The organism is Brevundimonas sp. AVps7 (assembly GCF_058681545.1).
This window is the reverse complement of record NZ_CM178742.1, coordinates 2,354,090-2,376,598: the sequence shown is the minus strand read 5'-3', so window position 1 is coordinate 2,376,598 and position 22,509 is coordinate 2,354,090. Positions and strand designations below refer to the sequence as shown.

Here is a 22,509-nt window from a genome sequence, read left to right as displayed (position 1 = left end):
TCCTTGATCCGAACCTAGCGAGGTCCGGGGGAGAAGGGGAGCCAATCGCGCAGAACCACGTTAGCCTTCAGCATTCACCGGGGACCGTCATGAGCCTGAACCGCCTGTTCGTTGTCGCAGTCATCGGCGCGATGTCCGTGTCCGCCTGCACCCGCGAGGGCGAGCCGCCCGCCGAGCCTGTCAACCAGACGCCCCCGGTCGCGGCGCCCGCGCCGACGGCTCCCGCGACCGGTTATGCCTGTGAAAGCGGGCAGACGGTGACGCTCCAGTATCCCGACACAGCCACGGCCAGCGTCGCCTACAAGGGCCAGACCTATGCCCTGCGCCTGGTGCCGTCCGGCTCCGGCGCCCGCTATTCCGGCTCCGGCCTGGAATGGTGGATCGCGACCCGCGACGGATCGGAAAGCGCGACCCTCAGCCGCCTCGGCCCGAACGAGGATGTCGGTGTCGCCGTGCTGGAACGGTGCAGTCGTCCGTCGGCCAATCCGGCCCTGCCGGTCCCGGGCCAGCAGCCCCAGCCTGCGCCAGGCGGTGTCCTGCCCGCCTCGACGCCGTGCCGCGCCGCCCAGCTGCGCCTGAACAGCGAGACCGGCGATGCGGGCGCCGGCAACCGGGTCAATGTCTTCGGCGTGACCAATGCCGGGACCGCGCCCTGCAGTATCTCGGGCTATCCGGCCGTCAGCCTGCTGGACGCCCAGGGTCGCGCCCTGACCGCGATCCGGTCGGACCAGAACCCGAACACGGCGACGCCCGTGAACATTCCTGTCGGCGGCAAGGCCTTCTTCGACATCGCCTGGAACGTCGCGCCGAACGAGGGCGCCGGTGAGCGGGTCTGTCCGTCGGCGGCGCGGGTGCGGGTGCTGATCCCCGGCGATACGGCGGCCCTCGCCATTCCGTTGGCCTTCACGCCCTGCGGCGGGCGCATCCGGGTCAATCCGTTTCGGGCGGGCGTAGAGCCGGGTCCGGCGCCGGCCGCGGCGGCGTCCACGACCTGATACCCATCAACACATGCGCCGATTCCCTTTGGAAAATCAGAATCGTGGTCTTTTCGATGGGTTTATATCAATCACTCCTGAAAACGACCGTACTATCGGCGTCTGCTATCCGGAGCTTCGATCGTCGCCGAGTGAACGGTGATCCGATCCGGACTCGCCGGACTCGGCGGACTGTTTTTTCGAGTCCGGATCGGATCTGTTTCTGTGCAGGGGCGAGGTTCGGCGTGCTGGAATCCATTCGCGAAAGGGCGTAGCCACCCGCCATGCAAACCACAGGCTTTCACGACCGCGTCGCGGCCGAGCTTTCCGACATCGACGCCCAGGGGCTGACCAAGCCCGAGCGGGTCATCGAATCGCGCCAGGGACCGGTGATCCAGGTCGGGGGCCGCAAGGTCCTCAACTTCTGCGCCAACAACTATCTGGGCCTCGGCGGCGACGACCGCGTGGTCGCGGCAGCCAACGCAGCATCCGAAGCGCGCGGCGCCGGCACGGCCTCGGTGCGCTTCATCTGCGGCACGCTCGACATCCACAAGCAGCTGGAACGGGCCATCGCCGACTATCTCGGCTTCGAGGACTCGATCCTGTTCGCCGCGGCCTTCGACGCCAACGGCGGCCTGTTCGAGCCCCTGTTCGGAGCCGAGGACGCTATCGTCTCCGACAGCCTGAACCACGCCTCGATCATCGACGGGGTCCGCCTGTGCAAGGCCAAGCGCTACCGGTTCGCCAACTCCGACATGGCCGATCTGGAAGCGCAGTTGAAACAGGCCCGGGCTGACGGCGCGCGCGACATCGTCATCGCCACCGACGGCGCCTTCTCGATGGACGGCTATATCGCGAAGCTGGACGAGATCCGCGCCCTGGCCGACCAGTACGGCGCCCTCATCATGGTCGACGACTGCCATGCCACCGGATTCCTCGGTCCGCAGGGTCGGGGATCGTATGCGCATCACGGGGTCAAGGTCGACTTCGTCACCGGCACCTTCGGCAAGGCGCTGGGCGGAGCCATGGGCGGCTTCATCTGCGCCACCTCGGCGGTGGTGCAACTGCTGAAACAGCGGGCGCGGCCGTATCTGTTCTCCAATGCCCTGGCGCCCTCGATCTGCGGCGCCTCGCTCGAAGCCATCCGCATCGCCCAGGGCGAAGAGGGCGACAAGCTCCGCGCCCAGCTGACCGCCAACGCCGCCCGGTTCCGGGGCGCGATGGCCGAGGCTGGCTTCGACCTCCTGCCGGGCCAGCATCCGATCGTCCCCGTCATGCTCGGCGACGCCAAGCTGGCCCAGACGATGGCGGCGCGGATGCTGGAACTCGGCGTCTATGTCATCGGCTTCAGCTTCCCGGTGGTGCCGCGCGGCGCGGCGCGGATCCGGACGCAGATGTCGGCGGCGCATACCTTCGAACATATCGATCAAGCGGTCGCGGCGTTCACGACGGCCGGCAGAGAACTGGGAGTGATCAACTAATGACCGACACCATGAAGGCCCTGGCCAAGATGCGACCCGAGGTCGGCCTCGAACTGATCGACGCGCCGATTCCCGTTGCGGGCCCCGAGGACGTGCTGATCCGCGTGCATCGCACGGCTGTCTGCGGCACCGACATCCACATCTGGAACTGGGACGAATGGTCCCAGAAGAACGTGCCGACGCCGATGATCACCGGTCATGAGTTCTCGGGCGAGATCGTCGCCATTGGCTCGGAGGTGAACCGCCCGCTGAAGATCGGCCAGCGCGTCTCGGCCGAAGGTCACGTCATCGACCTGAACTCCGAAGCGGCCCGCGCGGGCCACTTCCACCTCGATCCGCACACACGCGGCATCGGCGTGAACCGCCAGGGCGCCTTCGCCGAGTTCGTCGTGGCCCCGGCCTTCAATGTGATCGAGCTGCCCGACGACGTCTCCTACGAGGTCGCCTCGATGCTGGATCCGTTCGGCAACGCGGTTCACACGGCCCAGCAGTTCGACCTGCTCGGCGAGGACGTTCTGGTCACCGGCGCGGGCCCCATCGGCATGATGGCTGCGGCCGTGGCGCGCCACGCGGGCGCCCGGACCGTGGTCCTGACCGACATCAACGACTTCCGCCTGGAGCTGGCTCAGAAGGTCGCGCCGGGCGTGCGCACGGTGAACACGACGAAGGAAGACCTCCGCGACGTCATGAAGGAACTGGGCCTCAAGGTCGGCTTCGACGTGGCGCTGGAGATGTCGGGTTCGCCGATCGCCTTCAAGCAATGCGTCGACACCCTCATCATGGGCGGCGGCATGGCTCTGCTGGGGATTCCGTCGAAGCCGATGGAAACCGACTGGGGCGCGATCATCCTGAAGGCCCTGACCATCAAGGGCGTCTACGGCCGCGAGATGTTCACGACCTGGCGCAAGATGCTGGGCCTGCTGAAGGCCGGCCTCGACCTTGAACCGCTCATCACCCACCGCCTGTCCTATGCCGACTACCGCGAAGGCTTCGACGCCATGAAGTCGGGCCAGTCGGGCAAGGTCATTCTGGACTGGGACAGGGCCGCTTGAGCAGCGCAGTCGTCGACTTCCTGACCGGCGCCGGGACCGACGGCGCCGGTCGGGAGGTTTTCGACGTCCTGTCCATGGATGACCCGGCGATCGAGCAGGTCCACGACTTCATCCAGTGGCTCTTCCCCCTGCGGGAACGATCAGGCGCGCAACCCAACGCGCCGACGCTGACCGACGAAGACATCAAGGCCATCCGCGAGTCGCCGGCGGCCCAGGCTGCACTGGCGGCTGCGACCGACCGGCTGGCGATCTTCTACTATCGCAACGGCCACTGGCTGACGGCGAGCGACCATAACCATCTGAGGATAACCCGCATCATCAAGTCGCTGCGCCTGCTGCGCGGCGACGAGCTGGCCGACGCCTTCCGGACGCTCATCCTGGCGCGGGTGGAGGAGGCGGGCTCGCCGATCGGCAAGCCGACGCTGGGGTTCTGGGCCCGGGCCTAGGCCTTCAGCGCCTTGATCAGGGCCGCCTCGAAGCCCTTGGTCTCCGAGCCCGGCAGGACCTCGACGATCCGGCCCGTCTCGTAGAGTTCGAACACCGCCGGATGGACGTAGGACGACCGGCAGACCGTCGGCGTATTTCCCAGAAGGCCCGCGACGGCCTTCACACAGACGGTGATCTTGCGCTTCGCATCCGTGGCCGAAGTCGGGGCCTCCATGTCACGCAGGGCGCGGGCGGCGGAGACCGTGCCGGCCCAGGTGCGGAAATCCTTGGCCGAGAACTGGTCGCCCATGGCGTCGCGGATGTAGGCGTTCACGTCGTCGGAGGTGACGGGGCACAGGTGGCCGTTGGCGTCGCGATATTTGAACAACTGCTGGCCGGGCAGATCGCGCAGGGACCGGACGACGGCGGCCAGGCGGCGGTCACGGACGCTGACCTTGTGGTCCACCCCGCTCTTGCCCCGGAATGCGAACGACAGGGCTGCGCCGTCCATCTCCAGATGCCGCTTGTGAAGGGTCGTGAGGCCATAGCTGCGGTTCTGCTTCGCATATTGGGCATTGCCGACGCGGATCAGGGTGATTTCGAGCAGGCGAACAGCGGTGGCCAGCACTTTCTCGCGGGTCGGGCCGCGGGACGCGAGATCAGTCTCGACGCGGGCCCGCAACCTGGGCAGGGCCCTGGCGAAGGCCGACATCTTGTCGAACTTGTTGCCCGACCGGTGGCTGCTCCAGTCGTCGTGGTAGCGGTACTGCTTGCGCCCCTTCACGTCGCGGCCGGTGGCCTGGATATGGCCGGTGGCGCGGGGGCAGATCCAGACGTCGGTCCAGGCGGGCGGGATCGCCAGCGTGCGGATGCGGTCCAGCACGGCCTTGTCCCGAATGACCCTGCCGTCGGAGTCGCGGATGGAGACTCCACTGCCCGAGCGGACGCGGGTCAGCCCGGGATAGGCATCGCTGCAGTATGTCAGGCCCTTGGGGACCTCGACGGCCTGGGTGAAGTCGTGACTGCCGTCGGGCATCGGGCGGGCTCCGGATCAGAAACGGCGAACGTCGCTGCCGATACGGTGGTTCCTCTTGACCCGAAGTGTCGGGGAGGGGACGGAACGGCATGAACTATCGCCACAGCTTCCACGCCGGGAACTTCGCCGACCTGGTCAAACACGCCCTTGTCCTGTGGCTCCTGAAGACGCGGCAGGCGGCGGGGCCGGTGGTCGTTCTGGACACTCATGCGGGGGCGGGGCTCTACGACCGGACCGGCGACGCGACGCGGTCGCGGGAGGCCGAGGCCGGTGTCGAGCGTCTGATGGCGGCGGCGGACCGGCCTGCCCTGATCGAGGCGCTGGCGGCCGAGGTGGCGGCCCTGAATCCCGGCGGCGGGGTTCGGTTCTATCCCGGGTCGCCTGTGCTGGTCGCGCGGTCGCTGAAGGACGCCGACGCCTATGTCGGCTTCGAGCTGCGCGAAGAGGTCGCCGGCCTTTTGCGGCAGAGCCTGGCGGGCTTTCCGACCGCCCGGGGCGAGATCGGCGACGGCTTTGATCTGGTCCTCGCGGAGGCCCGGCAGGCGGGGGGATCACTGGTGCTGATCGACCCGCCGTTCGAGCGACCGGACGACTATGTGAGAGCCGCAGACACGGCGGCCGCGATCGTGAAGGCGGACTCGAACGCGGTAGTCGCGATCTGGACGCCGCTGAAGGATCTCGAGACCTTCGATGGCTTCCTGCGTCGGCTGGCGTCGGGGACGGGCGCGCCGACCCTGGTGGCCGAGGCGCGGCTGAGGCCGCTGACCAATCCGATGAAGATGAACGGCTGCGCCATGGTCGTGGTCAATCCGCCGGACGGCGCGGATGCGGCGGCGGCGGAGATCTGCGGCTGGGTCGCCGGGACCCTGGGCGACGCCGGGGCGAAGGCCCAAGTCTGGCGGGCCTGACCGGACACCCGAAAAATGAGTCCGCCGAGTCCGGAGCCTGCCGGACTCCTGAAAAAGAGTCCGCCGAGTCCGCCGAGTCCGGCTGCGGGAGGCCAGGAGAGAGGGGACGGGATTGTCAAAGACCGTGGCCGGTTCTCGCTAGCATGCCGCTGCGTCAGAAGCGGACGCAGGCCTATTCGATGACTTCGCCGGCCTCGTAGAGGTTGGGTTCGAATGTTGCGATGGCCATGATGGGCAGCATGGCGGCTGAGACAGCGGCGGTTCGCGTCATCGCCTTCCAGTCGTCGACAGAGCGCCAGACGGCCTGATTGACCACCGTCTTGCCGTTCAGCCCCCGATGCAGGGTGGCCGAAACGAAGCCGGGCAGGCCGACCTGGGCGCGGGTCAGGGCGGCCAGCATGTCGATCAGTTCGTCCTGCTTCTCGGGCTGGACCTTGAAGACATTGATCAGAACCACGGGGGCGATATCGGCGTCGGGCTCGGTCATGAGCGGGCCTGTAGCGCCTTTGCCCTTGTCCCGCCATCGCCCATCCTCACCTATGGGGGCATGAAACCGATCGCGATCCTGGAAACCGGCAAGCCGCCCGAGGCGCTGAAGGATACGTTCGACGACTATCCTGCGCGGTTCCGGGCCCTGCTCGGCGAGGGCGTGGCGACGGTGCGCTTCGACGTCCAGGCGGGGCGGTTGCCCGAGGACCCTGGCGCATTTCAGGGCGCGATCGTCACCGGGTCGGCGGCGGGAGTCTATGACGACCTGCCGTGGATCGCGCCTCTCAGTGACTGGCTTCGGGCGGCGCGGGGCCAGACGCGGCTGGTCGGCATCTGTTTCGGGCATCAGATCATGGCCCAGGCCTTCGGCGGCCACGTGGCGAAGTCCGACAAGGGCTGGGGCGTCGGCCTGCATCGCTATCAGGTCCTCGCGGAAGAGCCGTGGATGTTCCCGCGCTCGGCCTCCATCGCCATCCCCGTCTCGCATCAGGACCAGGTTCTGGTCCCGCCTGCCGATGCACGTGTGATCGCGGCGAGCGACTTTACCCCGTTCGCCGGGCTCGCCTGGGATGACGCCATGTCCTTCCAGTGCCATCCAGAGTTCCAGCCCGACTACGCCGCCGCCCTGGTGGAGAGCCGGCGGGGGACTCGCATTCCCGACGCGCTGGCGGACGAGGCCCGAACCAGTCTGGCGAAGGCGAACGACCGGGCGGTGCTGACCGCCTGGATCCGCGCCTTCCTGATGCTGACGCCTCCGCCGGTCGAGGGAGAGGGCAGCGGAATCTGAAATCGTCATCCCGTTGGAGGATGCCGTCGGCAGCAGATCGGTCCAGTGTGACGTTCAGCGAACGTCGCTTCTGGAGAGATCGAAATGAAGACCAACACCGCCCTGACTGCCGTGGCCCTGCTGGGGCTGGCCATCCTCGTCGGCGCCGCCGCGTCGGAGCCCAGCCGCGCCCAGGAGGGAGCCCCCGGATATGGCTACGGCGGCGGCGAGTGGCAGGCCGCAGGGAGCTATACGACCGCCGAGGGGGGCGATGTGTGGATGATCAACACCCGCACCGGCGCGGCCCGCAACTGCTACTGGCGGCGCGCCCATCCGACCGCGACGCCGGAGCTCCGCTGCGCCCAGGCGCAGTAGCCTAGGGCCACTTCACCACCGGCGGCATCGAAGAGAGGATCGACTCGACATTGCCGCCGGTCTTGAGGCCGAACATCGTGCCGCGGTCGTAGAGAAGGTTGAACTCGACATACCGGCCGCGGCGAACGAGCTGTTCCTCGCGTTCCGCAGGGGTCCAGGTCTCGGTCATGCGGCGCTCGACGATGGCCGAATAGGTCGACAGGAAAGCCTCGCCGACGTCGCGGGTGAAGGCGAAATCCTTGTCGTAGTTCCCGCTGTCGTGGTGGTCGTAAAAGATGCCGCCGGTGCCGCGCGGCTCATTCCGGTGCGGCAGAAAGAAATAGTCGTCGCACCAGGCCTTGAACTTCGGGTGCCAGGTCGGGTCGTGGCGGTCGCAGGCGGCCTTCATCCCGGCGTGGAAGGCGACCGTGTCCGGCGCGTCCTGACGACGGTCGACATCGAGCACGGGTGTCAGGTCGCCGCCGCCGCCGAACCAGCTCTTCGTCGTGGCGATGAAACGGGTGTTCATGTGGACGGCCGGGACGCGCGGGCTGACCGGATGACAGATCAGGCTGATGCCGGTGGCGAAGAAGCGGGGGTCGTCGGCGGCGCCCGGGACAGTCTTGGCGTAGTCGGCGGGGAACTCGCCGTGGACGGTCGAGACGTGGACGCCGACCTTCTCGAACAGCCGACCGTGCATCATGCCCATGACCCCGCCACCGCCCGCCGGACGGGTCCAGGGGGTCTTCACGAAACGGCCCGGCTCGCCGGGAAACAGATCGACGGGGGCCGCGTCCTCCAGCGCCTCGAGCCCGGCGTGGATACGGTCGCGCAGGTCCTCGAACCAGGCGCGGGTCTCGACCTTCTTCTGGTCCAGCGGATCGGCGTCGGGGAGGGGGGGCTGGTTCATGGGCCGCGTTCAATCACGTCTGATGCGTGAGGTCACGTGGGTCGGCGGATGAACCGCGCAGGTCCGCAGCCGTTTGGACCGAGGGGCTGTCAGGAGATTTCACGATGCGACCTCTGTTGATCCCGGTTCTGACCCTCACCCTGCTCGGCGGGACGGCTTCCGCACAGGACGTTGCGGCCGCGGAGACAGGCGTCTTTCGAGAGGCCGACGAGGGCCTGACCTGCGCCCGGATCAGTGAGGAGGCGGCCGAGCTCAGCACGGCCATGGGCGACGCGACCCCTCAAGGCGGCTGGCTGAGTTCGCTCGGCGGCATCGCGCGGTCCGGCGCGGCAATGCTGGCCCCCGTCACGGCCGTGGCGATGGCGGGCGTGGATGCGGTGCGCCAGCCGACCCGGGACCGCGACGAGGCCGAACAGGCGGCGGTCCAGAACCGCTGGTACTATCTGAACGGACTGCACATCGGTCGCCGATGCCGCGAGCAGCCTGCCGTGCCGGCTCAGGCCCCGACTCAGGTCAGGCCGCCCGCGATCCAGCCTGTCGGTCTGGCCGTCCCGGCGAGCAGCGATCGCTAGCCGCGCTTTACTCGCCCGCCGGCCTCGGCCACGGTCCCGGCTTCACAGCGAGTACCGCCCATGCGTCCGATCCTGACCGCCCTGATGGGCCTCGTCCTCGTTTCGCCCGCGTTGGCCCAGACGCCGGAGGCCGAGAGGACCATCGTGGCCACGGTGGTTGCTGAGCATGGCCGCCACATCGATCTGCTGGAGCGGCTGGTCAACGTGAACTCCGGCACGCTGAACCTCGCGGGCGTGACGACGGTGGGCGAGATGGTTCGCGCCGAACTGGAAGCGCTGGGTTTCGAGGTGCGCTGGATCGACATGGCCGAGACCGGACGGGCCGGGCATTTGATCGCCACCCGTGACGGCGGCGGCAGGAACGTCCTGCTGATCGGCCATCTGGACACGGTGTTCGAGCCGGACAGCCCGTTCCAGACCTTCGCGCGCGACGGTTCGCAGGCGACCGGCCCGGGCATCGGCGACGACAAGGGCGGGGTGGTGGTCATCATCGCCGCGCTGCGAGCCATGCAGGCGGCAGGGACGCTGGCGGGATCGAACATCACCATCGTCCTGACCGGCGACGAGGAACGGCCGGGGGCGCCGCTGGAGGTCGCCCGCCGCGATCTGATCGAGGCGGGACGGGCCGCCGACTTCGCCCTGGAGTTCGAGGGGCTGGCCATCGAGGACGGCGAGGAGTTCGGCACCATCGCGCGGCGCAGTTCGTCCAGCTGGACACTGACCACCGGTGGCCGGACGGGTCACTCCAGCGGCGTGTTCGGCGACAATCTGGGCTACGGCGCGATCTACGAGATGGCGCGCATCCTGGACACCTTCCGCCGCGAACTGCCGGAGCCGAACCTGACCTACAATGTCGGGGTTATCGCGGGCGGGACTCCCGCAGAGATCGACGCGGCCGGCTTCCGCGTCCAGGCGTCGGGCAAGACCAATATCGTGGCCGAGACGGCGATCGCGCGCGGCGACCTGCGCACCCTGACGCCGGAACAGGATGCCCGGGTCCGCGAGCGGATGGCGGGGATCGTGGAGGATCATCTGCCGAAGACGACGGCGGAACTCGAGTTCGCGCCGGACGGCTATCCGCCGATGGCGCCGACGCCGGGCAATACGGCGCTGCTGGAGCGGCTGAACGCGGTCAATCGCGACCTCGGCCTGCCCGAGATGGCGCCCTATGATCCAGCCAGGCGCGGCGCGGCGGACTCAGGCTTCGTGGCAGCCGACGTGGATACGCTGGGCGGAATGGGGATGGCCGGGGCAGGGGCCCATGCCGTGGGCGAGTCGGTGGATCTGGACAGTCTGGTGCGCCAGTCCCAGCGCGCGGCGGTCCTGATCGGACGTCTGAGCCTCGGTGGACGATAAGTCACTTTCCTTCCGGGATCGGCGTCTGTCAGTGTCCGTGAACTGTCGTTTTCGGAGGTCATCATGATCCGCTCCTGCTTGCTCGCCGCATCCGCCCTCGCCCTGGCCCTGCCGGCTGCGGCCCAGGACGGAGAGGCGAGGGCGCGCGAGATTCTTCGGACCACCCCCCTGATCGACGGGCACAACGACCTGCCGTGGGCGCTGCGTGAGGGGTTCGGCAATGACCCCCATGCGGTAGACCTGACGACCAACCTCGACGAATCGACAAAGCTCCACACTGACATCCCGCGCCTGAGGGCCGGGGGCGTCGGCGGCCAGTTCTGGTCCGTCTATGTGCCGGCGAGCCTGACTCCGACGGAAGCCGCGCGCGAGACCTTCGAGCAGATCGACACTGTGCGCCGCATCGTCGCCGCCCATCCCGACGTGTTCGAACTGGCCACGACCGCCGACGACGTCGATCGTATCCATGCGGCCGGCAAGATCGCCAGCCTGATCGGCATGGAGGGCGGCTATTCGATCGACGATTCGCTGGGCCTGCTGCGCGAATTCCATGAGGCGGGGGCGCGCTACATCACCCTGACCCACTCGAAGACGACGACCTGGGCCGACAGCGCCACCGACGCGCCGAAATGGGGCGGCCTGTCGCCGTTCGGCGAAGAGGTGGTCCGCGAGATGAATCGCATCGGCATGATGGTCGATCTCAGCCACGTCTCGGAAGAGACGATGGTCGACGCCATGAGGGTGTCCGAGGCACCGGTGATCTTCTCCCACTCGTCGGCGCGGGCGGTGACGGACCATCCGCGCAATGTGCCCGACAGCGTGCTGCGGGCGATGGCGGACGACGGCGGGGTGGTGATGGTGACCTTTGTGCCGGGCTTTATCTCGAAGGCCAACATGGACTGGGGCCCCGCCTACAACGCCGAGATGGCGCGGCTGGGCATCGAGCCTGGCGCACGGCCGGAAGATCCGCGCATGACCGCCTGGGTCGAGGCCAACCCCCGGCCCGACGCGACCCTCGCCGACGTGGTCGCCCACATCCAGCATGTGCGTGAGGTCGCCGGCATCGACCACGTCGGTCTGGGCGGCGATTTCGACGGGGTTCCCGCCCTGCCGACCGGCGTCGAGGGCGTGGACGCCTACCCGCGCATCCTGGCGGCCCTGATGGCGGCGGGCTGGACGGAGGGCGATATCCGCAAGCTGGCGGGCGAGAACGTGCTGCGGGTCATGCGGGCGGTGGAAGCGGTGGCGGCGTCCAAGGCCGGTGAGCGGCCCAATCTCGCAGTGATTCCGGTGGCCGGCTCTCCGGAGTAGGGAATCAGCCGCGCGGGGCCGAGGTCGCGCCTTTCGTCTGTCTCAATCCCTCGAACAGGCCGATCCCGGCGCTGACCGACAGGTTCAGAGACCGCGCCTCGGGCAGGATGGGGATGAAGACCCGCGCGTCAGCGGCGTCGTGGACATGGTCCGGCGCCCCCGAGCTCTCCGAGCCGAACAGAAGGATGTCGTCCGGCTGGAAGACGAAATCCGTCAGCGGCGTCGCGCCCTTCGTCGTGAACAGGACCAGCCGTCCGGCGCCCCGCGAGGATTGGAAGGCCTCCCAGTCCGGATGGCGGGTCATGTGCGACAGCGGGCCGTAATCGAGGGCCGCGCGCTTCATCGCCCGGTCGTCGAACAGGAAGCCCGTGGGCTCGATAATGTGCAGCTCGACCCCGAAACACGCCGACAGCCTGATACAGGCGCCCACGTTCTGGGGAATGGCTGGTTGAAAAAGGGCGAGACGCATTCTAAGGCCCTCATACGCGCGGGCAGGGGTCTTGTCGCGGTCAGTATTGCGAGTGGTTCTCAAGTAACCACAGCAACTTGCGGCGATGAGCCGCAAAGCCTGACCGGGTCGAAATCTCTCAGTCGCGCTAAGGACATTTCCTCGCGCGCGGGTCTCCACACGGCGGCCCGCGATCCGAGTTTTACAGAGGTGAGACGTGGCCGAATCGGTCGTGACCGAACATCCCGAAGGCGAAGCCACCCGCCGGGACTTCATCCATATCGCGGCCGGCGCCGCAGCCGCCGGCGCGGGCGTGATGGTGGTTTGGCCTCTGGTCAACTCCATGAACCCGGCCGCCGACACCCTGGCCCTGTCGACCGTCGAGTTCGACACCTCCAAGGTCGCCGAGGGGATGCAAATCGTCATCACCTGGCAGGGCAAGCCGGTGTTCGTGCGCAACCGCACCGCAGCCGAGCTGCAGCGCGTGATCGCCGACAACGACGCCTCCGACCTGAAGGAGCCGCAAACGGACCAGGAACGCACCAAGGTCGGCCACGAGCCGATGCTGGTCGTGATCGGCTCCTGCACCCATCTGGGCTGCATCCCGACCTTCGGCACCGGCGATTTCGGCGGCTGGTTCTGCCCCTGCCACGGTTCGCACTACGATGCCTCGGGCCGCATCCGTAAGGGTCCGGCTCCGGCCAATCTGGTCGTGCCGGAATACGAATTCACCGCCGGCTCCACCATTCGGATCGGCTGAGAGCGAACAAGATGAGCGGACACGAATCCACCTACGTTCCCAAGACCGGCGTCGAGAAGTGGCTCGACACCCGGCTTCCGATCGTGCGCTTCGGCGCTGACTACCTGTCGCTGCCGACGCCGAAGAACCTGAACTACTGGTACACCTTCGGCGCGATCCTGACGATCTGCCTGGTCACCCAGATCGCGAGCGGCATCTTCCTGGCCATGCACTATCAGCCGAACACGGCGATGGCCTTCGCCTCGGTCGAACGCATCATGCGTGACGTCAACGGGGGCTGGCTGATCCGCTACGTCCACGCCAACGGCGCGTCGATGTTCTTCGTCGCCGTCTACATCCACATGCTGCGCGGCCTCTACTACGGCTCCTACAAGGCGCCGCGGGAGATGATCTGGATCCTGGGCTGCGTGATCTTCTTCCTGATGATCGCCACGGCCTTCCTGGGTTACGTCCTGCCGTGGGGCCAGATGTCCTACTGGGGCGCCGAGGTCATCACCAACCTGATCGGGGCCATCCCGGTTGTCGGCGAGCCGGTCCTGATCTGGCTGCGCGGCGGTCCGGCCATCGACAACGCGACGCTGAACCGCTTCTTCTCGCTGCACTATCTGCTGCCGTTCGTGATCTTCGGCGTGGTCGTGCTGCACCTTTGGGCCCTGCACACGGCCGGCCAGAACAACCCGGTCGGGATCCTGATCCCCAAGGAGCGCGAGGCCAAGGACACGATCCCGTTCCACCCCTACTATACGGTCAAGGACGGCTTCGCCCTGCTGGTGTTCCTGATGATGTTCGCGGTGTTCGTGTTCTTCATGCCGAACGCCCTGGGCCACGCCGACAACTATATCCCTGCCAACCCGCTGCAGACGCCGGCGCACATCGTGCCCGAGTGGTACATGCTGCCGTTCTACGCGATCCTGCGGGCCATCCCGGACAAGTTCGGCGGCGTGGTCGCCATGTTCGGCGCGATCGGGGTGCTGTTCATCCTGCCGTGGCTGGACACGTCCAAGGTGCGGTCGATGCGCTATCGCCCGACGATGAAGATCTTCTTCGTGATCTTCGTGGTTGTCGGCCTGATCCTGGGCTGGTGCGGCGCCCAGCTGCCGGACGCTCCGGTGGTTCCCGGCATGCCGAGCTTCACCCTGATCGACGGCCAGCTGAACAGCTACCTGTGGCTGACCCGTCTGGCCACGCTCTACTACTTCGCCTTCTTCTTCGTCATCATGCCCTTCGTGGGCCTGAAGGAGACGCCGCTGAAGATCCCCGCGTCGATCTCCGAGCCGGTCCTGTCAGGACCGTCCGCGATGACCGCCGCCGCTCCCGCCGACGCCGAAAAGAAGGGCTGATCGCGATGTCGATTTCTATTCGCAAACTGGCCCTGTCGATCGCTGCCCTTGCGGTGGTCGGCGCGGCGTCTCCTGCACTGGCCGAGGGCGGCGCCCACCACCCGCGTTCGGGCGGCTTCTCCTTCGACGGTCCGTTCGGCACCTTCGATCAGGGCCAGCTGCAGCGCGGCTACAAGGTCTATCGCGAGGTCTGCGCGGCCTGCCACTCGATGGACCTGATGCATTTCCGCACCCTCGGCGAGAAGGGTGGTCCCTTCTACGATCCCCACGCCGAGAACCCGGCCGCCAACCGCTACGTGCGGGCCCTGGCCGCCGAGATCGAGGTCGCGGATATCGACACCGAGACCGGTGAGGCGATCATGCGCCCCGCCACTGCGGCCGACCGGTTCCCGAACCCCTATCCGAACCGCACGGCTGCGGCCGCCGCCAACGGCGGGGCCATGCCGCCCGACCTGTCGGTCATGGCCAAGGCCCGTCACGACGGCGCCAACTACATCTACTCCCTGCTGTCGGGCTACGAAGCTGCGCCGGCCGGCCTGCGGATTACGGCGACCCAGCACTACAACCCCTACATGGCGGGCGACATGACCCCGTTCTGGGACGGCGACCCCGAGCACGTTCCGGCCGGCGGCTTTATCGCCATGCCCGCGCCGCTGGCCAACGGCCAGGTCACCTATGACGACGGCACCGAGGCGACGGTCGACCAGATGTCCAAGGATGTCGCTGCCTTCATCGCCTGGTCCTCGGATCCCAAGGCGACGGAGCGGAAGCAGTCGGGCATGGGCGTCCTCGCCTTCCTCGCCATCTTCGCCGGCATCACCTACGCCAGCTACCGCCGCATCTGGAAGGGCGTCGCCCACTAGCGATCCATTCCTGCGTCGGTCGAAGACATCAGCCCGCCGGGTCCGCCTGGCGGGCTTTTTCGTGCGTTGACGGCAATGCCAAAAAGTGCTTTGTAATGCAAAGCAGCTGAGGAAACGCCATGTCCGTCGCTCGTCTGTTCGCCGCTCCGTTCGCCGTCCTGGCCTTGTCTCTCGCCGTTCCTTCGCCCGGGCTGGCGCAGCAACAGAACCCGGCAGGAAGCCAGGCCCAGCGAGACGCCATGGCTCGGCTGGCCTTCATGGACGGGGAGTGGCGCGGCACGGCGGTTATCGGCGGTCCGGGCGGGAGCATGACCCTGACCCAGACCGAACGGGTCGGCACGCATCTGGGCGGCTCAATCCGGGTGGTCGAGGGGCGCGGCTACGCGGCCGACGGGACGACCCAGTTCAATGCCTTCGCCATCGTCGGCTGGGATGAGCGGGCGCAGGCCTACACCTTCCGCGCCTATGCACAGGGCTATCAGGGCGACTATCCGTTCGAGGCGACCGAGGATGGCTTCCGCTGGCAGACCCCGGCCGGACCGGGCGCGACCATCCAGTATGTCGCCACGATCAAGGACGGCCGCTGGCATGAGGTCGGTCACTACGTCCGCGAGGGTCAGGCCCCGCTGCCCTATATCGAGATGGACCTGCGCCGCGTCGGCGACACCGGCTGGCCGGGCGCGGGGGCAGTGGCGTCGGAGTGAGCCTTCTCCCGCAAGGGGAGAAGGGAGTCGCATCGACACCCATCCCTTCCCGACCTAACCTTCGACCAACAGTCATCCGAAGGTTCGTCCATGCGTCTGCATACCGCCGCCGCCGCGCTTCTCGCCGGTCTCGCCCTGTCGTCCGTGTCATTTGCGCAGGAGCCGACGTTCGACGCGGCCCGCCTGTCGGAGCACATCCGCATCCTCTCGGCCGACGACTTCGAGGGGCGCGGCATCGCCACCCCGGCGGAACAGAAGGTCATCGACTACCTCTCGGGCCAGTTCCAGGCCGCCGGTCTGGAGCCTGGCGGCGACAATGGCGGCTGGACCCAGGCTGTGGCCCTGAACAAGTTCACGGCGTCCGAAGTGCAGGCCCAGCTGACCGTCGGGGACTGGACGCAAGGCCTGACCCAGGGCGAGCAGATCGTCATCTCCAGCCGTCGCCCGGGCGAGAGCCACGTCATGCTGATGGACGCGCCGCTGGTCTTCGTCGGCTATGGAATCCATGCGCCCGAGCGGAACTGGGACGACTTCAAGGGCCAGGACATGTCCGGCAAGATCCTGGTCGTCCTGGTCAATGACGCGGACTTCGAGGAGCCGGCCCTGAACACCTTCGGCGGCCGGGCCATGACCTACTACGGACGCTGGACCTACAAATACGAGGAGGCGGCGCGTCAGGGCGCGGCGGGCGTCATCATCGTCCACGAGACCGATCCGGCCTCCTATGGCTGGACCACGGTCCGCAACAGCTGGAGCGGGCCGAACTTCGACATCGTGCGTGCGAACGCCGGCGAGCGCGTGCCGATGGAAAGCTGGATCCAGCGCGACGTCGCCATCGAACTGTTCCAGCGCGCGGGTCTCGATTTTGAGGCCCTGAAGGTTCAGGCGCGTAGCCGCGACTTCCAGCCGGTGACCCTCGAGGGCGCCGAGATGGACGTGATGTTCGACGTCGCTTCCGAGCGGATCGAGAGCCACAACATCATCGGCCGCCTGCCGGGCTCGACCCACCCTGACGAGACCTTCCTGTACACCGGCCACTGGGACCACATCGGGGTCGGGACGCCGGATGCGAACGGCGACGCCATCTTCAACGGCGCCGTCGATAACGCCTCGGGCATCGCCGGACTCATCGAACTGGCGCGGGTCTACGCAGCGGGGGAGCGGCCGGAACGATCGATCGTCTTCATCGGCTTCGCGGCCGAGGAGAGCGGCCTGCTGGGCTCCGAATACTATGCCGCCAACCCGATCTATCCGCTGGCGACCACGGTCGGCGGGGTGAATATGGACTCGGCCAACGTCTATGGCCGCACCGCCGCCTTCGGCGTGGTCGGTTACGGCCAGTCAGACTTCGACGAGCGGATGGCCGCGATCGTCGAGAGACAGGGGCGCACCATCCTGCCGGACGGCAACCCCGCCTCGGGCGTCTATTTCCGCTCGGATCACTTCCCGCTGGCCAAGCGCGGCGTCCCCATGGCCTACGCCAAGTCGGCCGGCGCCTTTGTCGATGAGCCGATCGCGGGGCGCGAGATCGCCCGCAGCGAGTACGGCGCCAACCGCTATCACCAGGCCGATGACGAATGGTCTGCCGACTGGGACTATTCCGGCCAGATCCAGGACCTGCAGGTCTACTGGTCCCTGGGCCATGCGCTGACCAACAGCCGCGACTGGCCGCAGTGGAAAGAAGGCTCGGAGTTCGGACCTGCACGGGCGGTGAGCGCGGGTGAGCGGGAGTAGGGGCAAGGCTCCCCAGACTCACGCGACCGACGGCCAGCAGGTGGAACGCCGTCGCAATACGTACATGATAATGCGGGTCAAACGCGATTGCACAGCCAGCACTGGACTGCTACGGCGCAGCTTATAGTCTAGCTTGCATCTGTGGCGGAGCGTATGCGGTCGTTTCTTGTTTGCCTGGTCCTCCTTGGTCTAGGCGTGTTCGCCGGGCCCGCTGCCGCCCAGACCTGGACCCCGACACCTGACCTGTCGGTCACCGGACAGAACGCAGACACGGCCAAGGTGGTGGTGGACGGCTCTGGGGTGGTCACGGCCGTCTGGCGCCGGTCCGACGGTTCGCGCACCATCATTCAGGCCTCGCGGTACTCAGGCGGAAGCTGGAGCGCGCCGGTGGATCTGTCCGCCGCCGGCCAGCAGGCGGACACGCCCGAGGTGGCGGTAGACGGGACGGGCGTCGTCACGGCCGTCTGGCGGCGGACCAATGGTACGCACTACATCGTCCAGGCGTCACGGTTCTCAGCCGGAAGCTGGAGCGCGCCGACGGATCTGTCCGGCACCGGGGCGAGCGCACAACAGCCCCGGGTGGCGGTGGACGGGACGGGGGCGGTCACGACCGCGTGGCGTCGGAACGCCTTCATTGAGGTGACGCGGTTCTCGGGCGGGAGCTGGAGCGCTCCGGTCGTTCTGTCCGCCACCACCACGCTGGATCATCGGGAGGCAGGGGACGGGTCGGGGGTCGTCACCGCCGTCTGGCGTGCGCACAACGGGAACAACTACGCCATCTGGATGTCTCGATACTCGGGAGGAAGCTGGAGCGCGCGGGTCGACGTGACCGGCAACGGGCCGGAGACAGAAACGCCCCGGGTGGCGGTGGACGGCGCCGGCGTCGTGACGCTCGTCTGGCGGTGGTACAACGGTGCGAACTGGATCGTCCGGGCGTCGCGGTTCTCGGGCGGCAGCTGGAGCACGCCGGTGGACCTGTCCGCCACCGGGCAGAGCACAGAAACGCCCGAGGTGACCGTGGACGGCGCGGGCGTCGCCACGGCCGTCTGGCGACGGAACGACGGTACGAACTGGATCATCCAGGCGTCGCGTTTCTCCGGCGGCAGCTGGAGCGCGGCGGTGAACCTGTCTGCCGCCGGGCAGAGCGCGAGCTTGCCCCAGGTGACGACGACAAGCGCTGGCGTGGTCACGGTTGTCTGGCGGCGCTCCAACGGCACCAACGAAATCGTTCAGGCGTCGCAGTTCTCGGGCGGAACGTGGACCGCGCCGGTCGATCTGAGCGCCGTCGGGCAGAGCGCACCAGACGCGCAGGTGGCGGTGGACGGGACGGGCGTCGCCACGGCCGTCTGGCCCCGGAGCAATGGCACCAACACCATCATCCAGGCGTCGCGCCTCGTCACGGCACAGGCGCCGGCTACACCTGTGCCGACCCTGTCGGAATGGGCGATGATCCTGCTCGGCCTTCTGATGGCGACGGGCGCTGCGTTGATGATCCAGCGGCGGCACACGATCACCTGACGCCGCTCCTTTCGCCTCTACATGACGAAACCGTAATGCCCCTCTCCGTCCACCCCGCCCTAATGTCCGCGCCGAAATGGCGAGGAGAGCCCTGATGTTGCGTGGATTGTTCGGCGGTGCGGCCGCTATGGCCCTGGTTCTGTCAGCCGGACTGGCTTCGGCCCAGGACTTCTCGGCGGAACGGCTTTCGGAAGGCATCCGCCACATCTCCTCCGACGACTTCCAGGGGCGTTATCCCGGCACCGAGGGCGAGCGGATGACGCTGGCCTGGCTGCAGGCGCAATACGAAGAGATGGGTCTGGAGCCTGGGGGGCCGAATGGTCAGTGGCTGCAGGACGTCGTCCTGAAGCGCTTCACCCCGGTCGCCGGCGCCGCCTCGGCCAGCTGGACCGGACCGGACGGCACGGTGCATCCGATGACCGTCGGAACCGACATCACGCTGCGGGCCGCGACCAATGACGGCAAGGCGTCGATCGAGAACGCCGGCCTTGTCTTCGCCGGCTACGGCATCAGCGCGCCAGAGCGTGACTGGGACGACTACGGCGACATCGACGTGCGCGGCAAGGTCGTGATCCTGCTGGGCGGCGAGCCGACGGCGGAAGCCGTCACCGAGCGCTTCAACGGCGCCTATCCGACCGCCTACAACAGCGGCGCTGCGAAAGCCGACGAAGCGTTCCGGCGCGGCGCCGTCGGCGTGATCACCCTGGCCACGGTCCCCGCGACCGACGCCGGCTGGCTGCGCGGGGCCCAGTTCGCCGGCCGCGAGCGCGTCCTGACCCCCGGAGCCGCGGACCTGGAGTTCTCCGGCGCCATCAACCACGACGTGGGCCTGGCCTGGGCCACGGCCGCGGGTCTGGACATCGCGACCCTGTCCACCGTGGACAGCGGATCGTTCAAGGCGGTGGCGCTGACCGGCGTGACCCTGTCGGTCGCCCAGGAAGAGACCATCGGCACCCTGACGACCCACAACCTGCTGGCCAGGATCCCGGGGACGGAGCGTCCCAACGAGACCATCATCTATTCGGCCCACTGGGATCACGTCGGCGTCGGCGCGGACCACGTCAGCCCCGTCTCGACCACCGAGGACAACATCTACAACGGCGCCTGGGACAACGCCTCGGGCACGATCGGCATTCTGGAGATGGCGCGCCAGATCAAGGCCGCGCCGCGACCTGAACGCACCATCGTCTTCGCCCATATGGCGGCTGAAGAAATGGGCCTGCTGGGTTCCTACGGTTACACCGCCAACCCGGTCTATCCGCTTGAGACGACCGTCGCCGACATCAACATCGACATGCTGCCGCTGTCGGGTCCGACCCGCGATGTGGCCATCTTCGGCAAGGGCCAGAACACGCTGGAAGACGATCTGGCCGTGCTGGCGGCGGCCGAGGGCCGGGTGGTCACCGACGACCGCCAGCCGGAACAGGGTTTCTACACCCGCTCCGACCACTTCCCGTTCGTCCGCATGGGCGTGCCCGCCCTGATGACCTGGCACGGCGTGGACTGGGACGAAGGGGGCGTGGAAGCCGGCCAGGCGGCCTGGACGGCCAAGTTCGGCGCCGACTATCACAGGCCCTCCGACGAATGGTCGGCGGACTGGGATCTGCGTTCGGCGGTCGAGAACCTGACCTTGCTGTATCGCCTGGGCCTGCAACTGGCCAACGGCGACGAATGGCCGACGTGGAAGCCGACCTCGGAGTTCGGCGCCCGCCGCGCCGTCAGCGACGCGGCCCGCCAGTAGGGCTGATCGCAGGTCGATCGGAGAAGGGCGGCGTTCCTGCGAGCGCCGCCCTTTTCAGTTTGCCGTCCGACCGCAAGATCAGGACGTTCGCAGGGGCTGAACCCTGGCTGTCGGCGCGGCGTTAGAGCCGTATGACGATCACCCTGCGCTGGCTCGCCCCGACCACCCTTGCTCTCGTTCTGAGCGGTTGCGGCGAGGACGGACCGAAAAACCCTCCGACAGAACCTGCCGCCCCGATCACCGTCGAGAACCCGTCCGCGCCACCGGCGCGAGGTCAGACCTCGATGCTCCCGGGACGGGGCGCGACCAGCTTTGTCGGTCGCTGGGCGGCGGAGGTCAGCTGGTGCGCCGCGCCGCAGGGCGAACGGCGCCCGATAGAGATCACCTCAACCCGGTTCGAGGGCTACGAGAACGCCTGCGAGATCGCGGCGGTGGATGAGGTCGCCGATGGCTATGTCGCGACCCTGGCCTGCGTATCCGAAGGAACGGTGCGGTCGGAGCGGGTCCGGTTCCAGGTGACGCAGGACGTCATGCGGCTGAGTTATCTCGACCGCACCGGCGACCCGGTCACACTGAGGAAGTGCACGACGCTGGAGGACACGGCCACGACGCAACCCGTCGTGCCTTGAGCCGTCAGTTGAACAGGAAGTTCATCACGTCGCCGTCCTTGACGACATAGGCCTTGCCTTCGGCGCGCAGCTTGCCGGCCTCCCGCGCCTTCGCCTCTCCGCGCAGGGCGACATAGTCGTCGTAGGCGATGGTCTCGGCGCGGATGAAGCCCTTTTCGAAATCGGTGTGGATGACACCGGCCGCCTGCGGGGCCGTGTCGCCGATGTGGATGGTCCAGGCGCGGGCTTCCTTCGGTCCGACCGTGAAGTAGGACTGCAGGCCCAGAAGTGCATAGGCCTCGCGGATCAGGCGATTGAGGCCCGGCTCGGCCAGACCCAGGCTCTCCAGGAACTCGGCCTGTTCCTCGGCGTCGAGGACGGCCAGTTCGGAATCGATCTTGGCCGAGATGACGACGGAGTTCGCGTTGTCCTCGGCAGCGCGTTTGGCGACCAGGTCGGACAGTTCGTTGCCCTTGTCAGCCGAGCCCTCGTCGACGTTGGAGACGTAGAGGGCGGGCAGGGAAGTCAGCAGCTGGAGCATATGCCAGGCCTTCTCGTCCTCCTTGCCGATCTCGGCGGTACGCGCGGGCTTGCCGGCGCGCAGCTTCTCCAGCGCCAGATTGATCAGGCGCAGGGTGACCTGCATGTCCTTGTCGCCGGTCTTGGCGCGCTTCTCGACGTTGGCGTAGCGCTTCTCGAGGCTTTCCAGGTCGGCGAGCATCAGTTCGGTTTCGATGATTTCCAGGTCCGAGATCGGGTCGATGCGGTTCTCGACATGGGTGATGTCGTCATCGACGAAGCAGCGCGCGACGAAGGCCACGGCGTCGCAGTCGCGGATGTTGGCCAGGAACTGGTTGCCCAGGCCCTCGCCCTTGGACGCGCCGCGCACCAGGCCGGCGATGTCGACGAAGGTGATGCGCGAGGGGATGATCTCCTTCGAGCCCGCGATCTCGGCCAGCACGTCCAGACGCGGCTCCGGCACGGCCACGTCGCCGGTATTCGGCTCGATGGTGCAGAACGGATAGTTGGCGGCCTGCGCCGCCGCCGTCTTGGTCAGGGCGTTGAACAGGGTGGACTTGCCGACGTTGGGCAGGCCGACGATCGCGACTTTCAGAGCCATGGCTTTGGGGGAGTTCCTTGCTGAGCGCGAGCCTTTAG

At 67.6% G+C, this 22,509-nt stretch carries 23 protein-coding genes; 18 read left to right on the top strand and 5 right to left on the bottom strand.

Annotated elements, in window-relative coordinates; genetic code table 11:
- Positions 1 to 89: 89 nt before the first annotated feature.
- The 4 genes from ACW17Y_RS11845 to ACW17Y_RS11830 all read left to right on the top strand — a co-directional run bounded on the left by ACW17Y_RS11845 (position 90) and on the right by ACW17Y_RS11830 (position 3,953).
- Positions 90 to 995, top strand: coding sequence for a DUF4232 domain-containing protein (locus ACW17Y_RS11845; RefSeq protein WP_492035904.1), 906 nt, complete (start codon positions 90 to 92; stop codon positions 993 to 995).
- A 263-nt stretch (positions 996 to 1,258) separates the two neighbouring features.
- Complete coding sequence (locus ACW17Y_RS11840; protein WP_492035903.1) at positions 1,259 to 2,455, top strand: glycine C-acetyltransferase; 1,197 nt, start codon at positions 1,259 to 1,261, stop codon at positions 2,453 to 2,455.
- Positions 2,455 to 3,507, top strand: a complete 1,053-nt coding sequence (gene tdh, locus ACW17Y_RS11835) for an L-threonine 3-dehydrogenase (RefSeq protein ID WP_492035902.1) — start codon at positions 2,455 to 2,457, stop codon at positions 3,505 to 3,507. Before ACW17Y_RS11840 ends, tdh begins: the two co-directional genes overlap by 1 nt.
- Entirely contained in the window at positions 3,504 to 3,953 is a 450-nt protein-coding gene (locus ACW17Y_RS11830) for an opioid growth factor receptor-related protein (RefSeq protein WP_492035901.1), read from the top strand. The genes tdh and ACW17Y_RS11830 overlap by 4 nt, the downstream gene beginning before the upstream one ends.
- Here ACW17Y_RS11830 and ACW17Y_RS11825 read toward each other — a convergent pair.
- Positions 3,950 to 4,969, bottom strand: coding sequence for a DNA topoisomerase IB (locus tag ACW17Y_RS11825; protein ID WP_492035900.1), 1,020 nt, complete (start codon positions 4,967 to 4,969; stop codon positions 3,950 to 3,952). The two genes, ACW17Y_RS11830 and ACW17Y_RS11825, sit on opposite strands and share 4 nt — an antisense overlap.
- Before the next feature lie 89 nt (positions 4,970 to 5,058).
- Between ACW17Y_RS11825 and rlmJ the strand changes: the two genes are divergently transcribed.
- Positions 5,059 to 5,877, top strand: a complete 819-nt coding sequence (gene rlmJ / locus ACW17Y_RS11820) for a 23S rRNA (adenine(2030)-N(6))-methyltransferase RlmJ (RefSeq protein ID WP_492035899.1) — start codon at positions 5,059 to 5,061, stop codon at positions 5,875 to 5,877.
- A gap of 172 nt (positions 5,878 to 6,049) precedes the next feature.
- Here the strand turns inward: rlmJ and ACW17Y_RS11815 are convergent, their stop codons facing one another.
- Entirely contained in the window at positions 6,050 to 6,364 is a 315-nt protein-coding gene (locus tag ACW17Y_RS11815) for an antibiotic biosynthesis monooxygenase family protein (RefSeq protein ID WP_492035898.1), read from the bottom strand.
- 60 nt (positions 6,365 to 6,424) lie between these two features.
- Between ACW17Y_RS11815 and ACW17Y_RS11810 the strand changes: the two genes are divergently transcribed.
- On the top strand, positions 6,425 to 7,153 hold the full coding sequence (locus ACW17Y_RS11810; RefSeq protein ID WP_492035897.1) for a type 1 glutamine amidotransferase: 729 nt from the start codon (positions 6,425 to 6,427) through the stop codon (positions 7,151 to 7,153).
- 84 nt (positions 7,154 to 7,237) lie between these two features.
- On the top strand, positions 7,238 to 7,507 hold the full coding sequence (locus ACW17Y_RS11805; RefSeq protein ID WP_492035896.1) for a hypothetical protein: 270 nt from the start codon (positions 7,238 to 7,240) through the stop codon (positions 7,505 to 7,507).
- Position 7,508: 1 nt separating this feature from the next.
- Here the strand turns inward: ACW17Y_RS11805 and hemF are convergent, their stop codons facing one another.
- Positions 7,509 to 8,396, bottom strand: a complete 888-nt coding sequence (gene hemF / locus ACW17Y_RS11800) for an oxygen-dependent coproporphyrinogen oxidase (protein ID WP_492035895.1) — start codon at positions 8,394 to 8,396, stop codon at positions 7,509 to 7,511.
- Positions 8,397 to 8,500: 104 nt separating this feature from the next.
- Between hemF and ACW17Y_RS11795 the strand changes: the two genes are divergently transcribed.
- The 3 genes from ACW17Y_RS11795 (at position 8,501) to ACW17Y_RS11785 (ending at position 11,635) form a co-directional block, all read left to right on the top strand.
- Positions 8,501 to 8,968: a hypothetical protein gene (locus tag ACW17Y_RS11795; protein ID WP_492035894.1), complete on the top strand. Its 468-nt coding sequence runs from the start codon at positions 8,501 to 8,503 to the stop codon at positions 8,966 to 8,968.
- 60 nt (positions 8,969 to 9,028) lie between these two features.
- A complete protein-coding gene (locus ACW17Y_RS11790; RefSeq protein ID WP_492035893.1) occupies positions 9,029 to 10,324 on the top strand; it encodes a M20/M25/M40 family metallo-hydrolase in 1,296 nt (431 codons plus the stop codon).
- A gap of 63 nt (positions 10,325 to 10,387) precedes the next feature.
- Positions 10,388 to 11,635 (top strand): dipeptidase, encoded by a 1,248-nt coding sequence (locus ACW17Y_RS11785; RefSeq protein ID WP_492035892.1) that lies wholly within the window; start codon positions 10,388 to 10,390, stop codon positions 11,633 to 11,635.
- 4 nt (positions 11,636 to 11,639) lie between these two features.
- Here ACW17Y_RS11785 and ACW17Y_RS11780 read toward each other — a convergent pair whose 3' ends face one another.
- Complete coding sequence (locus ACW17Y_RS11780; RefSeq protein WP_492035891.1) at positions 11,640 to 12,104, bottom strand: tRNA (cytidine(34)-2'-O)-methyltransferase; 465 nt, start codon at positions 12,102 to 12,104, stop codon at positions 11,640 to 11,642.
- 196 nt (positions 12,105 to 12,300) lie between these two features.
- Here ACW17Y_RS11780 and petA point away from each other — a divergent pair, with 196 nt between their 5' ends.
- The 8 genes from petA (at position 12,301) to ACW17Y_RS11740 (ending at position 21,372) form a co-directional block, all read left to right on the top strand.
- Positions 12,301 to 12,843 carry a ubiquinol-cytochrome c reductase iron-sulfur subunit gene (petA, locus tag ACW17Y_RS11775; protein WP_492035890.1) on the top strand — a complete coding sequence of 181 codons (543 nt, stop codon included), beginning with the start codon at positions 12,301 to 12,303 and terminating at the stop codon, positions 12,841 to 12,843.
- A gap of 11 nt (positions 12,844 to 12,854) precedes the next feature.
- Positions 12,855 to 14,183 (top strand): cytochrome b, encoded by a 1,329-nt coding sequence (locus tag ACW17Y_RS11770; RefSeq protein ID WP_492035889.1) that lies wholly within the window; start codon positions 12,855 to 12,857, stop codon positions 14,181 to 14,183.
- Positions 14,184 to 14,188: 5 nt separating this feature from the next.
- Positions 14,189 to 15,046, top strand: a complete 858-nt coding sequence (locus ACW17Y_RS11765; protein WP_492035888.1) for a cytochrome c1 — start codon at positions 14,189 to 14,191, stop codon at positions 15,044 to 15,046.
- A gap of 119 nt (positions 15,047 to 15,165) precedes the next feature.
- Positions 15,166 to 15,750 (top strand): DUF1579 domain-containing protein, encoded by a 585-nt coding sequence (locus ACW17Y_RS11760; RefSeq protein ID WP_492035887.1) that lies wholly within the window; start codon positions 15,166 to 15,168, stop codon positions 15,748 to 15,750.
- 90 nt (positions 15,751 to 15,840) lie between these two features.
- Entirely contained in the window at positions 15,841 to 17,484 is a 1,644-nt protein-coding gene (locus ACW17Y_RS11755) for a M28 family metallopeptidase (protein WP_492035886.1), read from the top strand.
- A gap of 195 nt (positions 17,485 to 17,679) precedes the next feature.
- Positions 17,680 to 19,002: an IPTL-CTERM sorting domain-containing protein gene (locus ACW17Y_RS11750; RefSeq protein ID WP_492035885.1), complete on the top strand. Its 1,323-nt coding sequence runs from the start codon at positions 17,680 to 17,682 to the stop codon at positions 19,000 to 19,002.
- A 94-nt stretch (positions 19,003 to 19,096) separates the two neighbouring features.
- Entirely contained in the window at positions 19,097 to 20,743 is a 1,647-nt protein-coding gene (locus ACW17Y_RS11745) for a M28 family peptidase (protein WP_492035884.1), read from the top strand.
- 131 nt (positions 20,744 to 20,874) lie between these two features.
- Positions 20,875 to 21,372, top strand: a complete 498-nt coding sequence (locus ACW17Y_RS11740) for a hypothetical protein (RefSeq protein ID WP_492035883.1) — start codon at positions 20,875 to 20,877, stop codon at positions 21,370 to 21,372.
- A 4-nt stretch (positions 21,373 to 21,376) separates the two neighbouring features.
- Here ACW17Y_RS11740 and ychF read toward each other — a convergent pair whose 3' ends face one another.
- The gene (ychF, locus tag ACW17Y_RS11735; RefSeq protein WP_492035882.1) at positions 21,377 to 22,471 is read right to left on the bottom strand and encodes a redox-regulated ATPase YchF; all 1,095 of its coding nucleotides are present in this window, start codon (positions 22,469 to 22,471) and stop codon (positions 21,377 to 21,379) included.
- Positions 22,472 to 22,509 lie beyond the last annotated feature (38 nt).

Coding starts and splice junctions, on each gene's coding strand:
- ACW17Y_RS11845 (WP_492035904.1), top strand. CDS start 90: ATGAGCCTGAACCGCCTGTTCGTTGTCGCAGTCATCGGCGCGATGTCC.
- ACW17Y_RS11840 (WP_492035903.1), top strand. CDS start 1,259: ATGCAAACCACAGGCTTTCACGACCGCGTCGCGGCCGAGCTTTCCGAC.
- hemF (WP_492035895.1), bottom strand. CDS start 8,396: ATGAACCAGCCCCCCCTCCCCGACGCCGATCCGCTGGACCAGAAGAAG.
- ACW17Y_RS11790 (WP_492035893.1), top strand. CDS start 9,029: ATGCGTCCGATCCTGACCGCCCTGATGGGCCTCGTCCTCGTTTCGCCC.
- ACW17Y_RS11770 (WP_492035889.1), top strand. CDS start 12,855: ATGAGCGGACACGAATCCACCTACGTTCCCAAGACCGGCGTCGAGAAG.
- ACW17Y_RS11765 (WP_492035888.1), top strand. CDS start 14,189: ATGTCGATTTCTATTCGCAAACTGGCCCTGTCGATCGCTGCCCTTGCG.
- ACW17Y_RS11755 (WP_492035886.1), top strand. CDS start 15,841: ATGCGTCTGCATACCGCCGCCGCCGCGCTTCTCGCCGGTCTCGCCCTG.
- ACW17Y_RS11785 (WP_492035892.1), top strand. CDS start 10,388: ATGATCCGCTCCTGCTTGCTCGCCGCATCCGCCCTCGCCCTGGCCCTG.
- rlmJ (WP_492035899.1), top strand. CDS start 5,059: ATGAACTATCGCCACAGCTTCCACGCCGGGAACTTCGCCGACCTGGTC.
- ychF (WP_492035882.1), bottom strand. CDS start 22,471: ATGGCTCTGAAAGTCGCGATCGTCGGCCTGCCCAACGTCGGCAAGTCC.
- ACW17Y_RS11740 (WP_492035883.1), top strand. CDS start 20,875: ATGACGATCACCCTGCGCTGGCTCGCCCCGACCACCCTTGCTCTCGTT.
- ACW17Y_RS11810 (WP_492035897.1), top strand. CDS start 6,425: ATGAAACCGATCGCGATCCTGGAAACCGGCAAGCCGCCCGAGGCGCTG.
- ACW17Y_RS11745 (WP_492035884.1), top strand. CDS start 19,097: ATGTTGCGTGGATTGTTCGGCGGTGCGGCCGCTATGGCCCTGGTTCTG.
- tdh (WP_492035902.1), top strand. CDS start 2,455: ATGACCGACACCATGAAGGCCCTGGCCAAGATGCGACCCGAGGTCGGC.
- ACW17Y_RS11795 (WP_492035894.1), top strand. CDS start 8,501: ATGCGACCTCTGTTGATCCCGGTTCTGACCCTCACCCTGCTCGGCGGG.
- ACW17Y_RS11825 (WP_492035900.1), bottom strand. CDS start 4,969: ATGCCCGACGGCAGTCACGACTTCACCCAGGCCGTCGAGGTCCCCAAG.
- ACW17Y_RS11805 (WP_492035896.1), top strand. CDS start 7,238: ATGAAGACCAACACCGCCCTGACTGCCGTGGCCCTGCTGGGGCTGGCC.
- ACW17Y_RS11815 (WP_492035898.1), bottom strand. CDS start 6,364: ATGACCGAGCCCGACGCCGATATCGCCCCCGTGGTTCTGATCAATGTC.
- ACW17Y_RS11760 (WP_492035887.1), top strand. CDS start 15,166: ATGTCCGTCGCTCGTCTGTTCGCCGCTCCGTTCGCCGTCCTGGCCTTG.
- ACW17Y_RS11780 (WP_492035891.1), bottom strand. CDS start 12,104: ATGCGTCTCGCCCTTTTTCAACCAGCCATTCCCCAGAACGTGGGCGCC.